Raw genomic sequence first — 14729 nt, forward strand, 5'->3', positions numbered from 1 at the left:
CCCCCGACGCCACGGAACAGGATTACTCATGAGCACCCAATCGAATCACCAAGGCCTGCTGCGCTTTATCACCGCAGGCTCCGTCGACGACGGCAAGAGCACGCTGATCGGCCGCCTGCTGTACGACAGCAAGGCCGTGCTGTCCGACCAGCTGACCGCGCTGGCCAACGCCAAGAACAAGCGCACCGCGGGCGAGCAGATCGACTTCTCGCTGCTGACGGACGGCCTCGAGGCCGAGCGCGAGCAGGGCATTACCATCGACGTGGCATATCGCTACTTCTCCACCGCGCGCCGCAAGTTCATCATCGCGGACACGCCGGGTCACGAGCAGTACACGCGCAACATGGTCACGGGCGCTTCCACGGCGCACGCCGCGATCGTGCTCGTCGATGCGACGCGCGTCACGGTCACGAACGGCCGCGCCGAGCTGCTCGCGCAGACCAAGCGCCATTCGGCGATCCTCAAGCTGCTGGAACTGCAGCACGTGATCGTCGCGGTCAACAAGATGGACCTCGTCGACTACAGCGAACAGCGCTTCAACGAGATCCGCACCGCCTACACCGAGCTGGCCGAACAGCTGGGGCTGAAGGACGTGCAGTACGTGCCCGTGTCCGCGCTGCGTGGCGACAACATCGTGCATGCGAGCGATGCCATGCCGTGGTATCAGGGCGAGCCGCTGCTGCCCCTGCTCGAAGCGCTGCCGGTGCAGGACTTCGCGCCCGCGGGCGACGCGGCGCTGCGCTTCCCGGTGCAGCTCGTCATCCGCCAGGATGGCGCGCAATCGGACGACTTCCGCGGCTACGCGGGTCGCGTGGAAGCGGGTACCGTGCGCGTGGGCCAGAAGCTCCGCGTGCTGCCCGCGAACCGCGAGGCCGTGGTCGCCGAGGTGCTGACGCCGAACGGCAGCGCGGATGCCGCGCATGCGGGCGACACCGTCACCGTGCGCCTGTCCGAGGATGTGGATGTATCGCGGGGCGATATGTTCGTCGCCGCTGAGACCGCTGCCGTGGCGGCCAAGAAGCTGCAGGCGGACCTTTGCTGGTTCGACGACGAGTCGCTGAACCCGGCGCGCAAGTACGTGCTCAAGCACACCACGGCCAGCGTGTTCGCGCGCGTGTCGGCTGTGGATCGCGTGCTCGACGTTCATACCCTGTCGCATGAAACCGGCCGTCACGATATCCGTCTCAACGACATTGGCGCGGTGCAGATCTCGCTGCAGAAGCCGATCGTGTGCGATGCGTATGGCGACAACCCGGCGACGGGCGCGTTCGTGCTGATCGACGAAGCCACCAACCACACGGTGGCAGCGGGTATGATCCGTGCATACGCTTGACCGGTAACGCCACGCAGGCACTGAACATGAATTCCCCACAAGACAAGGCAAAACGGCACGCGCCGGGCAAGGTGTACCTGATTGGTGCGGGCCCCGGCGCGGCGGACCTCATTACGGTGCGCGGCGCACGCCTGCTGGGCGAGGCCGAGGTCGTGCTGCACGATGCGCTGGTGTCGCCCGAGATGCTCGCCTGGTGTCCCCAGGCCGAGCTGATCGAAGTGGGGAAGCGTTGCGGCCAGCGTTCCACCGCGCAGCTGTTCATCAACCGCCAGATCGTCGATCTGGCGGGCAAGTACGCGCGCGTGGTGCGCCTCAAGGGTGGCGATCCGATGCTGTTCGGGCGCGCCGACGAGGAGCTTCAGGCGCTGGAAGCCGCGGGCATCGAGTATGAAGTGGTGCCCGGCATCACGGCGGCCCTCGCGGCCGCCAGCGCGATCGCGCGCCCGCTGACCAAGCGCGGCGTGTCGCGCAGCGTGGCGTTCGCCACACAGGCCAAGGCCGCCGACGAGGTCGACGTCGATGCCGACGTCAAGGCAGACACCATCGTCTACTACATGGGACGCGATCAGGCGGCCCGTATCGCCGCTCAGCTGATCGCGCGCGGCAAGCCCGCTACCACCCCCGCCTGGGTCGTGGAAGCCGCCACCACGCCGCGCCAGCGCAGCCACCAGTTCACGCTGCGCGAGATGGCCGCCGGCGAGGCCGCGGCATGGATGGATCCGGTGCAGCCGAGCCTGCTGATGATCGGGGAAGCGCTGGGACAGCGCGAGACGGAAGCGGTACCCGCCGACGGTCGGCCGGACGCCATCCGCGCGGCCTGATCAGGCCCGGATCGACGCCGCGCAATACGCGGCAATGGCATCCAGTACGCTGTCCGATTCGCCCACAGCCGTTGCCGTATCGATCCGCATATCCGGATACTGCTGGCGGCACTGTTCCACGAGGGCCGGAAAGTCGCGCCGCAAGTGCCCCCCTTGCCCGAAGAACACCGGAACGATCGTGACGTGCGCACGGCCGTCCGCGGCGAGTTCGGCAAGCACCTCGGGCAATGCCGGCGTCATCAATTCCAGAAATGCGAGCCGCACGTCGCAGCCGGGCAGTAGTGCCGTGAGCTTGCCATGCAGCCGATCGAACGGCTCGCGCCAGCGCGCATCGCGCGCGCCGTGGGCGAACAGGATCAGCGCCTGCGAGGCGGGGGAGGGCGTGCCGGCCATGCGCTAGTGCCGATCCACCCAGCGCAGCGCCGTGAGGCCCACCAGCAGGTAGAGCGTCCCCGGGACCAGCGCCGAGATGATGGGCGGCCACGTGTGCAGCAGGCCGACGTGGGAGAACAGCGTGTTGGACAGGTGGAACGACAGGCCCAGCATGATGCCGCCGAACACCTTGACGCCCACCGCGCCGGCCCGCGCATGCAGGTACGCGAACGGCAGCGCCAGCGCGACCATCACGAACAGCGTGAGCGGGTAGACCACCTTTTTCCAGAACGCGATCTCGTACCGCTGCGTGTCCTGCTTGTTGTCGCGCAGGTGGCGGATATAGCGGAACAGGTCCACCGTGGACATCCGCTCCGGCGTCACGAGCAGCACCGACAGGATCTGCGGCGTGAGCTCCGAATGCATGACCATGTTCGGGAACCTGGCCTGCTCGGCGCGGAAGTCCGGCGCCAGCGCGTCGCGGCGAACGCCCGCTTCGTGCGGCAGCTCGATGAAGCGGGTCTCGTTGACCTGGTTCAGCTGCCAGGACTGGCCACCCTGGTAGCGGCCTTCCTGCGCCACGCGAATCACGCGCAGCCGGTAGTTGCTGTCGAACTCGTAGATCGTGATGCCGTTGATGCTCTGATCCGCCTTGAGGCCCTGCACGTTGACGAAGCGCGTGACCTCGCCGCCGGCGGCGCCGGGCGTGTTGTCCTTGTCGCGGTCCTTGACCCAGACGCCCGAGCGGAAGCCCGACGACACCGTCGCGCCGATCGCCTGAAGCTTGATCTTCTGCGCGTACTGCTCGGCCGCGGGGCCGATGAACTCGCCAAAGATGAACGTCGTGATCGCAAGCGGCACCGCGAGCTTGAACAGCGAGAACAGCGCCTGCCGCGTGTTGAGTCCCGCCACGCGGAAGATCGTGTACTCGGACTGGCTGGCCAGTTGCGAGAACACGTAGATCGCGCTGATCAGTACCGCGATCGGCAGCACCTCGTAGACGCGGGTCGGCGCCTCCAGCATCACGTGGAAGAACGCGATCAGCGACGTGTAACCGCCCTGCACGCTCTCGAGCTCGTTGAGCATGTCGAAGAACACGAACAGCGCGAGCACCGCGAAGAGGATGAACGAGAAGACGCCGTAGATCAGCCGCGCGAAATACCGCTCGTAGACGTAGAGGACCTTCATGCGCGGCCCCCGTTCGACTTGCGGCGGCCAAGGCCAAACACGGCGCGCCAGCCGCCGAGGCTGCGGTTCTGACGGTAACGGAACATCATCACCGCGCCGAAGAACACGATGAGGTGAACCGGTACGAGCGCGGTCCAGAAATGCAGCGAGCCCGAACGCACCCAAGCCTGGGCGAGGTTGATCACGTTGCTGTAGGTCAGGTAGATCAGTACCGCGAATACCAGCGGCGTGTACCGGCCGAGGCGCGGGTTCACGTACGCGAGCGGAATCGCGATCATCACGAAATTGAAGGCCAGGATCGGCAGCGAGATACGCCAGAGCAGCTCGCCCATGTTCTCGCGCGTCGGGTTGCGCAGCAGATCGAGGGTCGGGCGGCTCTTGGCCGGCAGGTCGGCTTCGGTTTCAGGCGGTTTGGTATCGACCTTGACCGCGTAGCGCTCGAATTCGAGGATGCGATAGTCGAGCTGGCCCGGCGTGCCCGCGTAGCGGCGGCCGTTTTCCATCACGACGAGGCGGTCGCCGTTGGGCATCGTCTCGAAGTGGCCCTGATGGGACAGCGCCACGCCGATCTTGTTGGCTTCGGCGTTGGCGACGAACACGTTCTGCGCGTTCTTCATCTGGCCGTCGATGCCTTCGATGAACAGCACGTAGTTGCCGTTGGCGGGCTCGATGAAACGGCCCGACGCGATCATCGACAGCACGCCGCGCTGCTGGAAGCGGTCGCGAAACAGCGCGCTCTGCTCGTTGGCCCAGGGCCACGCGAACATCCCCAGCAGCAGGGACATGACGATGAACGGCGTGGCGAACTGCAACACGGGTTTCACGAAGTCCCGCAGGGAGATGCCGGCGGAGAACCACACCACCATCTCCGAGTCCTTGTACCAGCGCGTCAGAACGATCAGCGTCGAGATGAACAGCGAGGCGGATAGCAGGATCGACAGGTAACCGATGGTCGCCAGTCCGATCAGCATCAGCACGTCGTTGGGGCTGGCCTTGCCGTTGGCGGCGAGCCCCAGGATGCGGATGACGAGCGACGTGAGCATGAAGGTCAGCATGACCAGGAACACCGCACCGGCGGTGTACGCGAGCTCGCGTCGCAGAGCTTGTTGAAAGATCATGCGGATTCGGTTCCGGGCTGCCGGCCGGAGCGGGCGATGTGCCGGGGCGCCGAGGAAGCTGGCAGGACCGCGGGGCTGTCAGCGTGGCGTGTCGGCGGCGGCGAGTCGCGGATGAAAATCGCGGATAATGGGGGCTTTCTTTTCGACGAGCCCCTGGAAGGAAGCGCGATGGAATTTAGCACAAAAGCCCTGGATTGGAGCAAGGCCGGCCAAAATGGTTTCCTGGCGACCAAGACCGACTGCCTCGTGGTCGGTCTGTTCGAAGGCCAGAATCTGGCCGGCGTGGCCAAGGCACTGGATGTTGCCACCAAGGGGCTGGTGGCACGTCTGGTCAAGCAGGGCGACTTCGAAGGCAAGCGCGGCACGCATATCATGCTGCATGAAGTGCCCGGAATCGGCGCCGCCCGCGTATTGCTCGTGGGTTTAGGCAAGGAAGCCGATTTTCACGACAAGGCGTTCGCGGAGGCCGTACGCACCGCGATTCGTGCGCTGGCCGGCACGCGTGCCGCCACGGCGCTGTGGGCACTGGCCCCGCAGGCCCCGACCCAGCGCGACGTGGCCTGGTCGGTGATCACGACGATCACGCTCGTGCGCGACGCCGGCTACCGCCTGCTGGAGCGCCATCCGGAGCTCAAGCGCGCCCCGCGCGGCGCCAACGGCGCGGACCGCCCGTCGCTGCGCAAGATCGTGCTGGCCGTGGATTCGGCGGACGCCAAGGCCGCCACCCAGGCCGTGGTGCGCGGTACCGCGATCGCCAACGGCATGGACCTGGCCCGCGACCTCGGCAACCTGCCGTCGAACATCTGCACGCCGACCTACCTGGCCGATGCCGCCCGCGGGATCGCCAAGCGCCACAAGCTCAAGGCCGAGATCCTCGGCCGCAAGCAGATCGAGGCGCTGAAGATGGGCGCCTTCCTGGCCGTGACCAAGGGCAGCGTGGAGCCGCCCCAGTTCATCGTGCTGCGCTATGACGGCGCGGGCGCCAAGCAGGCGCCCGTGGTGCTCGTGGGCAAGGGCATCACCTTCGATACCGGCGGTATTTCCCTGAAGCCGGGCGAGGGCATGGATGAAATGAAGTACGACATGTGCGGCGCCGCCTCGGTGCTCGGCACCATCCAGGCCGTGGCCGAGATGGGCCTGCGCCTGAACGTGATTGCCGTGGTGCCGACCTGCGAGAACATGCCGAGCGGCGTGGCGACCAAGCCGGGCGACGTGGTGACCAGCATGTCCGGCCAGACCATCGAGATCCTGAACACCGACGCCGAAGGCCGCCTGATCCTGTGCGACGCGCTGACCTACGTCGAGCGCTTCAAGCCGGCCGCCGTGATCGATGTGGCCACGCTCACGGGCGCCTGCATCATCGCGCTGGGCCATGTGAACAGCGGCCTGTACGCGCGCAACGACATGCTGGCCGACCAGCTGCTGGACGCGGGCAAGAAGGCGCTGGACACCGCCTGGCGCCTGCCGCTGGACGACGAGTACCAGGACCAGCTCAAGTCCAATTTCGCCGACATGGCGAACATTGGCGGCCGTCCCGCGGGCAGCGTGACGGCGGCGTGCTTCCTCGCGCGCTATACCGAGAAGTACGACTGGGCCCACCTGGATATCGCCGGTACCGCCTGGAAGAGCGGCGCGGCCAAGGGCGCCACGGGCCGCCCGGTGCCGCTGCTCGCGCGCTTCCTGATGGACCGCGTGGGCTGACGGGCACGGAGAGCGGAGCCGCACGATGACGCGTATCGACTTCCACAGCAACGTGCCCGACACGCTCGGCTATGTCTGCCGGCTGGTCCGCAAGGCCTATGGCGCCGGGCAGAAGATGGTGGTGCACGGCTCGCCCCAGCAGCTGTCGCAGCTGGACCAGCGGCTGTGGACGTTCTCCGCGCTGGACTTCCTGCCGCACTGCGGGCTCGACAGCCCGCAGGCGGCGGTGACGCCGATCGTGCTGGCCGCGACGCTCGACGGGGTGCCGCACCATCAGATCCTGATCAACCTCGAGGCGGAAGCGCCCGCGGAGTTCGCGCGCTTCGAGCGGATGATCGAAGTGGTCGGCGCCTCGCCGGAAGCGCGCGAAGCGGGCCGCGCGCGATATCGTTTCTACCGCGAGCGCGGGTATCCGCTCGCGCATCATGACATCGGACAGTCCGCCAAAGGAGAGTCGGCATGAGCGAGCGCACCACTTCGCGGGTGATTCCGCGGCCCGGGCCCCACGACAGCATTCCGCTGCTGACCGAGGTCATCGACCTGCCCGCGACGGATGCTGACGCGGCATCGCCGGGCGGCGTGATCGATACCACGGGCATGCCCGCATCGGGGGTGATCACGCATGTCGGGAATGTGGGCGACGGGAGCGAAGGGGCGAGCGATCTGGGCGACATGGTCGCGCTGAACGACGTGGTGGAGCTGACCGACGTGGTCGAGCTCACTGAGGTGGTGGCGCTCGACGACCGCCTCGAGGACGATGGCCGCGGTCCGCCGATTCTCGACGCCACGCCTTATCTGTCCGGGGAGGACGATCTGCGTGCCGTGCGCAGCGAGCTGCTGACGCGCGTGATGATGCGGTTCCGCACCGAGTGGCCGCAGGTCGTGGAGGCGCATACCGAGGCGACGCTGCAGTCGCGCCTCGCGCCGCTGACGGCGCAGCTGGCCGCGGAACTGACGCAGGCGCTGGAAGCGCGCCTGGTCGAATGGCTCGATGCCACGCTCGAAGAAATCGAGCGCGACCCGGGCGGGATGTAACGCAGGGTGTGACGCGCCTCAGGCGCGCGCCGCATCCCGGCTGCCGGCGCGGCGGTATGCCCACACCATCATGATCACGCCGGCCAGGATCATCGGCAGGCTCAGCCACTGCCCCATCGAGAAGTTCAGCGCCAGCAGGCCGAGGAAGTTGTCCGGCTCGCGCGTGTACTCGGCGAGGAAGCGGAACACGCCGTAGCCGAGCAGGAACAGCCCGGACACTGCCGCCGTGGGACGCGGCTTGCGCGAATAGAACCACAGAATGATGAACAGCGCGACGCCTTCGCCCGCAAACTGATACAGCTGCGACGGATGGCGCGGGATATTGTCGCCGGCCTGAGGGAAGATCATGCCCCACGGCAGGTCGGTCGGGCGGCCCCACAGTTCGCCGTTGATGAAATTGCCGATACGCCCGGCCGCGAGCCCGCACGGGATCAGCGGCGCGATGAAGTCGGTCACCTCGAACCAGCTGCGGCCGCGCAGGCGCGCAAACACCCAGACCGCGACGAGCACGCCGAGGAAGCCGCCATGGAAGGCCATGCCGCCTTCCCACACCTTGAAGATTTCCAGCGGATGCGAGAGGTAGTACGTGGGCTTGTAGAACAGCACGTAGCCGAGCCGCCCGCCGAGAATCACGCCCAGCACACCGTAGAACAGCAGGTCGTCCAGATCGCGCGTCGTCCAGCCGCGCAGGAAGTTATGCGGCTGGCGGACGCGCAGGCGGCCGAACCACAGGAACATGATGAAGCCGGCCAGGTACATGAGGCCGTACCAGCGGATGGCCAGCGGTCCCAGGTGGATGGCGACCGGATCGAATTGCGGGTGAACGAGCATGGGTTCCGAGAGAGTTAAATGGATGCTATGAGCGGGGTGCCTGCATCGTGCCAGCCTCATGCGTCAGCGCCATGGCGCCGGCGATGTCGATGAACGACCGCAATACCGGCGCCACGCCCGCGGCGCCTTCGCGCCAGACGAGACCGGTCTCGATATCGGGCCCCGCTTCCCGCAGCGCGAGGTACGAGACACCGGTCCGCCGCAGATTGCGCAGCGATGCGGGCACGAGTGCCACGCCCATGCCGGCCGACACGAGACTGACGATGGTCTGCATCTGGATCGCTTCCTGCGCGACCGTGGGCGTCAGCCCCTCGCGGGCATAGTAGCCCGTAATGATGTCATAAAACGCCGGCGCGCTTCGCCGCGGGAAGACGATCAGCGGTTCATGGGCGGCATCGCGGAGCGAGATCGCGGACGTCCCGGGCCGCCAGCCATCGGGCACGGCGAGCACCAGCGGCTCGCGCACGAGCGGCAGGTACGAGAGCCCGTGGGGCATAGCGGGCATTTGCGGGCGGATGACGAGCCCCGCGTCGATGGTGCCGTCCATCAGCGCGTCGAACTGGATGTCGCTCGTCGCTTCGCGCAGATGGAGCTGCACGTCGGGATGCCGCGCGCGGAAGCGCCGCAGCAGGTCGGGCAGGATGCCGTAGTCGGCCGTGCTGACGAACGCCAGCGTCAGCGACCCGATCTCGCCGCGCGCGAAGCGCTGGGCGAGCGCCGGCAGCGCACCGGCGTCGGCCAGCACGCGGCGCACCTCGGGCAGCCACTGCTGTCCGGCCGGCGTCAGCATGACCGAGCGGCGCGTGCGCGCGAATAGCCGGACGCCGATTTCCTCCTCCAGCGCCTGGATCTGTTGCGAGAGCGGCGGCTGCGTCATGGCGAGCCGCTGCGCGGCGCGGCCGAAATGCAGTTCTTCCGCCACCGTGACAAAGTACCGCAGTTGCCGCAGGTCCACGTGTTGCTCCCGCTATCGCTGATATGTTTTTCGACTCAATAAGGGTTGAATAATATATTTGACACCCGAACACGCAAAGGGCCATGCTGTCGTCCACAAGAAAACATCGGAGATCCCCACCATGGCATTCAACAAGCGGTCCCGGCACATCACGCAGGGCGTGGCCCGTTCCCCCAATCGTTCGATGTACTACGCGCTCGGCTACGAGAAGGAAGACTTCGACAAGCCGATGATCGGCATTGCCAACGGGCACTCGACGATCACCCCTTGCAATTCCGGCCTCCAGCGCCTGGCCGACGCGGCCGTGAACGCCGTCAAAGCATCGGGAGCCAACCCGCAGATCTTCGGCACGCCGACGATCTCCGACGGCATGTCGATGGGCACCGAGGGCATGAAGTACTCGCTGATCTCGCGCGAGGTCATCGCCGACTGCATCGAGACCGCGGTGCAGGGCCAGTGGATGGACGGCGTGGTCGTCATCGGCGGCTGCGACAAGAACATGCCCGGTGGCATGATCGCGCTCGCGCGCACCAATGTGCCCGGCATCTACGTGTACGGCGGCACGATCAAGCCCGGCAACTGGAAGGGCAAGGACCTGACGATCGTCTCGGCATTCGAGGCCGTGGGCGAATTCACGGCCGGCCGCATGAGCGAGGAAGACTTCGAGGGCGTGGAGCGCAATGCCTGCCCGTCGTCGGGCTCGTGCGGCGGCATGTACACGGCCAACACGATGAGCTCGTCGTTCGAGGCGCTCGGCATGTCGCTGCTGTATTCGTCGACGATGGCGAACCCGGACGACGAAAAGGTGGATAGCGCGGCCGAGTCGGCGCGCGTGTTGTACGAGGCCATCAAGCGCGACATCAAGCCGCGCGACATCATCACGAAGCAGTCGATCGAGAATGCGGTGTCGCTGATCATGGCGACCGGCGGGTCCACCAACGCGGTGCTCCATTACCTCGCGATCGCGCATTCGGCCGAGGTCGAATGGACCATCGACGATTTCGAGCGCATCCGCCGCAAGGTGCCCGTGATCTGCAACCTCAAGCCGTCGGGCCAGTACGTGGCCACCGACCTGCATCGCGCGGGCGGCATTCCGCAGGTGCTCAAGATCCTGCTGAACGCGGGCCTGCTGCACGGCGACTGCCTGACGATCACGGGCCGCACGCTCGCGGAGGAACTCGCGCACGTGCCCGACCAGCCGCGCGCGGATCAGGACGTGATCCTGCCGATCGACAAGGCACTCTACAAGCAGGGTCACCTCGCGATCCTCAAGGGGAACCTGGCCGAAGAGGGCGCGGTGGCCAAGATCACGGGCCTCAAGAATCCGGTCATCACGGGCCCCGCGCGCGTGTTCGACGACGAGCAGAGCGCGATGGATGCGATCCTCGCCGATCGCATCCAGTCCGGCGACGTGCTGGTGCTGCGGTACCTTGGTCCCAAGGGCGGCCCCGGCATGCCGGAGATGCTTGCCCCGACGTCCGCGATCATCGGCAAGGGGCTCGGCGAATCGGTGGGCTTCATTACCGACGGGCGCTTCTCGGGCGGTACGTGGGGCATGGTGGTGGGCCACGTCGCGCCGGAGGCGTACGTGGGCGGCACCATCGCGCTCGTGCAGGAAGGCGACTCCATCACGATCGACGCGCATCAGCTCAAGCTCCAGCTGAATGTGGACGACGCCGAGCTCGCGCGCCGGCGCGCCGCGTGGAAGGCCCCGGCGCCGCGCTACACGCGCGGGGTGCTGGCCAAGTTCTCGAAGCTCGCCTCCACGGCCAGCAAGGGCGCTGTGACGGATTGACCGCGCGGGAGCGGGCGCGGTGGCTCGAAGGGCTCGCATCGTGCGGGCCCTTCTTGTTTTCGTAGAAATGCTATTTAGTTGATTGCTGACGTTGCACAGAATGCAGGCATCTCAATCGTCCATCGCATTCCGCATCATGTCGCGTGCCGTTCCGAACCCCTCGCCCGACCGGGCACACCCGCCGTCAGCCAGACCGTCCCCCAGGCGATTGCTGCCACGTTGCGAGCGAAACCTCATCGCCGCATTGGCCGCGTTAGCCTCGCTGGCCGCCGGCATCCTCCCTGGCGCCGCCGCTGCGGCCAGCTCGACGCCGTTCTCCATCGGCGCCAGTCTCGTCCCCGCCTCGTGCAACGTCTCGCTCTCGCAGGCAACGCTCGACTTCGGCGACATTCCGGCATCCACGCTGAGCAAAACGACGTCCACGAAGCTGCCCGCGCGCGATGTCACCGTTACCGTGGCATGCGATGCGCCTGCCTCGGTGGCGCTGGCGATGACCGACAATCGCCAGGGCAGCGAATCGCGCGACATCGGCAATCCGACGCTGTTCGGTCTGGGCATGGTCAACAGCAGGGCCGTCGGAAATTTCACGCTGGCCACGCGCAATTCGGTCGGTGACGGCAACGCGACCGATCCGATCTCGCGCATTGGCGCCGGTGCATGGGCGCGCCTCAGCGGCGATCTGTCGGGGGCATCGGACTATCAGCTGTCGTGGGCGCCGAAAGGCGGCAACACGCCCGGCACCTTCACGACCCTGCAGCAGACATTCGCGGTCTCGCTCGAGATCGCCGCCATCAACGACCTGCCGCCGCTGAACCAGGGCGTGGCGATCGATGGATCGATGACGTTCTCGGTCGTCTACCTCTGACGCTCAGGGCAAGCGTCCCGCCTCACGAATCGTCTCGATCCGTTCGCGTGTGAGCGGGTGCGAGGCGAGGAAGTCGTTCTCTTCGTCTGGATTGCCCTCCGCGCCGTTTCGTGCCGCGGACTTTCCACCGCGCCGTCCGTGCGCATCTTCCAGCTTCTGCAGGACATCGGCGAGCGCCGACGGCGATAGCCGGTTCGCGCGCAGGACGTCGATCGCGAACGCATCGGCTTCGCGCTCGTGCTCGCGCGAATAGCGCATGGTCAGCATTGCCGCGGGCACGCCCGCGAGGATCGTCGAGAAGTCACCGAACACATAGGCGGCCGCGGCGCCGATCGCGGAGGCCTGGATCACCTGCTGCAGGCCGTGGCGCTGGGCCACGTGGCCGGCCTCGTGCGCGAGCACGCCCATCATGCCGGTTCCGGTGCCGATCAGTGCGACCAGTTCGTCCGTCACGACGATCGTGCCGCCGGGCAGGGCCAGCGCGTTGGGGCCGAGGCCCTTGCCCTTGCGAAACTGGATATCGTAGCGATGGCTGGGGTCCGCAGGCAGCGAGAGCGCCGCGAAGCGGTCGCGAATGGCCTTTTGGTCGGCGGCCGACAGCTCGCTCGGGCCGACCATCCGCGCATCGAGGGCGTCGAGCGTCGCCTGGCCCATCTGCGCCTCGATCGATGCGGGTACGGCATCGGCCAGTATGCGCGCGCCCCACGGCAGCACCAACTCGTAGCAGAGCACGCACGCGGCGACGAGGCCGACGGCTGCGAGACCGACGAGCCGCCAGCTGTTCTGCGCGCGCGCAACCCATCCCTCCCGGTAACCCGTTGCCGCCAGCAGCGCGTCGAACGCGACGTTGTCGGCGATCTCGCAATACGCGCCATCGCTGAACGTGACGAGGCGCGGCGCGCGTCGCGTGCGTTCGGACACGCGCAGCGAGGACAGCGGCGCGCGCCGCAGCTCCTCTCCGTTGCCATCGCGCAGCACGGCGTCGCCGCCGGCAACGTCCAGCGTGACCGCGTGCGCGCGCGACGAGCGCGTGTCGAAGTACGAGGCGGCAACCATGGCGGTCATCGGTCAGAGGGCGATATCGATGTCATACCATTCGGCCGCCGCATCGCCAAGCGCATCGACCTGGTCGATCTCTGCCGCAATGAAATGATCGAGCGGGCCGGCGGCGAACAGCGTCATCGATTCGACGCAATAGCGCGCCACGCGCACGCGCGCGAACGGCAGGAACAGGCCGAGCGTCAGCACGATGAGGATCGCGTTGGTCAGCATGATGAGGAACAGGCGGCCGGTGCGCACGTCGCTGCCGAAGCGATGTTCCGCGAGCGTCGTGGCGCGCCAGATCGTGTTCTGCAGCCGCGCGCGATACAACGGTGCCGCAAGCATGAACGCCAGCCAAAGGCCCAGGGCCGCGCCCGATACCGTGAGGACGGATGCGGCGCCTACCGCGGAGCCCAGCAGGGCGCCGAGCGCCGCGCCACCGCCAGCCAGCAGAACGCCCGTGAGCGACACCGCCACGTAGACGCGGTAGAACGCGCTCACCGGCGCGTGGAACGCGAACGGTGCGGTGCCGAATCGTGCGTTGCCGTGCTGGAACTGCTTGAGGCGCTGGTGCGCGAGCGGTGTGAGGATGCCGAGCGTCAGGACCGCGAGCAGCGGCCACAGCAGGAACGCCTTGTAGCCATCGCCATCGCTGCCACGAAACGCGAAGCGCAGGCCGCGATAGCTTGAATTGGCCATGCGGAAGCGCAGCGAACGCACGAGCAGGAACGGCATGACGGCGGCGACGATCAGCAGCGCGACGAGCGGGAGCAGCGGGCTGATGTAGCCGCCCATCTGCAGCGCGCCGAACAGCACGAATGCGATGATCCGGCCCTTGAGGATGGCCAGCGGATTGCCGTGGTAGTCGAACGTCGCGTTATCGACGCGCGTATTGCGATAGAAGTACTGGAGCGTGCGGACCTTGGCCCATGCCGTGTAGATACCGAGCGTAACGAGCCCCAGCAGTGTGTTGACGATCCAGATGCGAAAGTATTCCGACCCCGACCCCGTGAAGGCGAACGGCAACTCGCGTCCGCCCTCCTTGTTCTCCCATTGCATATCCGGATTCTCCGTTTTTAGTTGTTTCATCGATGCAACCGATCTGCGCGGCGGAACCATCCTCCCGAATGCGCCGGGCAACGCATTGTCGCACTCGCGCGACGTCCTGATGGGGCATTATGTGGCATATACCCGACAATTTGCCGCGTGATGCGTCGTGGCAACGCTTCGGACGGCCAGCCGGGTCGTAACGGGGGAGATACATTCTGTTACATGCCTAGGGAGATGTAACAAGTCTTCGATCGTCATCATCAATGAAATCAGAGGCTTAACCCTACTGGCACGGTCTTCGCTATAAAGTCTGTTACAAGAATCGCGATTCCACGGACGAAGAGCGGGAGAATCGGTGCCAGGCAGTATCGGCACTTGCACGGGGAGGCGTGGGACTGGCGCCGGTCGAACCAACCTGGTCCACGCGTGGCTGGCGCACTGCCGGTCCGCGATGAGATACGCGCGGCATTCTTTCAGGCGCGGGCGACGATCGTCAGGGAGGGCGACGTCGTCCGTCGCACCTCGGCTGGTGTCCTGCTTCACGTTCCCGCTTCACGTTCCGGCTTCATGCCCTTCTGGTTTTCCCTCGTTCGGGAAGACACCGGGTTGTCACGTCCCGGCCGC

The 14729-nt window shown here is 66.7% G+C and carries 14 protein-coding genes; 7 read left to right on the plus strand and 7 right to left on the minus strand.

The genetic code is table 11. The features are described 5' to 3' along the window. Window positions 1-28: 28 nt before the first annotated feature. On the plus strand, window positions 29-1333 hold the full coding sequence (locus FOB72_RS01145; protein ID WP_150370858.1) for a sulfate adenylyltransferase subunit 1: 1305 nt from the start codon (window positions 29-31) through the stop codon (window positions 1331-1333). Window positions 1334-1359: 26 nt separating this feature from the next. Beyond that, complete coding sequence (gene cobA / locus FOB72_RS01150) at window positions 1360-2154, plus strand: uroporphyrinogen-III C-methyltransferase (protein ID WP_150370859.1); 795 nt, start codon at window positions 1360-1362, stop codon at window positions 2152-2154. Here cobA and FOB72_RS01155 read toward each other — a convergent pair whose 3' ends face one another. The 3 genes from FOB72_RS01155 to lptF are packed head-to-tail and all read right to left on the minus strand — an operon-like array spanning window position 2155 to window position 4832. After that, on the minus strand, window positions 2155-2547 hold the full coding sequence (locus FOB72_RS01155; RefSeq protein WP_150370860.1) for a sirohydrochlorin chelatase: 393 nt from the start codon (window positions 2545-2547) through the stop codon (window positions 2155-2157). It lies immediately after the preceding gene. A gap of 3 nt (window positions 2548-2550) precedes the next feature. Beyond that, window positions 2551-3714, minus strand: coding sequence for an LPS export ABC transporter permease LptG (gene lptG, locus FOB72_RS01160; protein ID WP_150370861.1), 1164 nt, complete (start codon window positions 3712-3714; stop codon window positions 2551-2553). Continuing rightward, complete coding sequence (gene lptF, locus FOB72_RS01165) at window positions 3711-4832, minus strand: LPS export ABC transporter permease LptF (protein WP_150370862.1); 1122 nt, start codon at window positions 4830-4832, stop codon at window positions 3711-3713. Before lptF ends, lptG begins: the two co-directional genes overlap by 4 nt. A gap of 168 nt (window positions 4833-5000) precedes the next feature. On the opposite strand from lptF, the gene FOB72_RS01170 reads away from it, so the two are divergent. From FOB72_RS01170 to FOB72_RS01180, 3 genes are read left to right on the plus strand one after another with little or no spacing between them, the layout of a single operon-like run. Then, window positions 5001-6533, plus strand: coding sequence for a leucyl aminopeptidase (locus tag FOB72_RS01170; RefSeq protein WP_150370863.1), 1533 nt, complete (start codon window positions 5001-5003; stop codon window positions 6531-6533). Window positions 6534-6558: 25 nt separating this feature from the next. Beyond that, window positions 6559-6996 (plus strand): DNA polymerase III subunit chi, encoded by a 438-nt coding sequence (locus FOB72_RS01175; RefSeq protein ID WP_150370864.1) that lies wholly within the window; start codon window positions 6559-6561, stop codon window positions 6994-6996. Continuing rightward, window positions 6993-7568, plus strand: coding sequence for a hypothetical protein (locus FOB72_RS01180; protein WP_150370865.1), 576 nt, complete (start codon window positions 6993-6995; stop codon window positions 7566-7568). Before FOB72_RS01175 ends, FOB72_RS01180 begins: the two co-directional genes overlap by 4 nt. 18 nt (window positions 7569-7586) lie before the next feature. On the opposite strand, the gene lgt is transcribed toward FOB72_RS01180, so the two are convergent. Both lgt and FOB72_RS01190 read right to left on the minus strand, forming a co-directional pair. Further along, the gene (gene lgt, locus FOB72_RS01185; RefSeq protein ID WP_150370866.1) at window positions 7587-8399 is read right to left on the minus strand and encodes a prolipoprotein diacylglyceryl transferase; all 813 of its coding nucleotides are present in this window, start codon (window positions 8397-8399) and stop codon (window positions 7587-7589) included. 25 nt (window positions 8400-8424) lie between these two features. Next, entirely contained in the window at window positions 8425-9354 is a 930-nt protein-coding gene (locus FOB72_RS01190; RefSeq protein WP_150370867.1) for a LysR family transcriptional regulator, read from the minus strand. Window positions 9355-9475: 121 nt separating this feature from the next. On the opposite strand from FOB72_RS01190, the gene ilvD reads away from it, so the two are divergent. Both ilvD and FOB72_RS01200 read left to right on the plus strand, forming a co-directional pair. Next, the gene (ilvD, locus tag FOB72_RS01195; protein WP_150370868.1) at window positions 9476-11149 is read left to right on the plus strand and encodes a dihydroxy-acid dehydratase; all 1674 of its coding nucleotides are present in this window, start codon (window positions 9476-9478) and stop codon (window positions 11147-11149) included. 244 nt (window positions 11150-11393) lie between these two features. Continuing rightward, window positions 11394-12014 carry a DUF1120 domain-containing protein gene (locus tag FOB72_RS01200; protein WP_191002172.1) on the plus strand — a complete coding sequence of 207 codons (621 nt, stop codon included), beginning with the start codon at window positions 11394-11396 and terminating at the stop codon, window positions 12012-12014. A gap of 3 nt (window positions 12015-12017) precedes the next feature. On the opposite strand, the gene FOB72_RS01205 is transcribed toward FOB72_RS01200, so the two are convergent. After that, window positions 12018-13070: a M48 family metallopeptidase gene (locus FOB72_RS01205; protein WP_150373691.1), complete on the minus strand. Its 1053-nt coding sequence runs from the start codon at window positions 13068-13070 to the stop codon at window positions 12018-12020. Between the two features lie 12 nt (window positions 13071-13082). Next, window positions 13083-14114 (minus strand): YjgN family protein, encoded by a 1032-nt coding sequence (locus tag FOB72_RS01210; RefSeq protein ID WP_223851378.1) that lies wholly within the window; start codon window positions 14112-14114, stop codon window positions 13083-13085. Between the last annotated feature and the right edge of the window lie 615 nt (window positions 14115-14729).

The organism is Cupriavidus pauculus (assembly GCF_008693385.1).
Classification (GTDB): domain Bacteria; phylum Pseudomonadota; class Gammaproteobacteria; order Burkholderiales; family Burkholderiaceae; genus Cupriavidus; species Cupriavidus pauculus_D.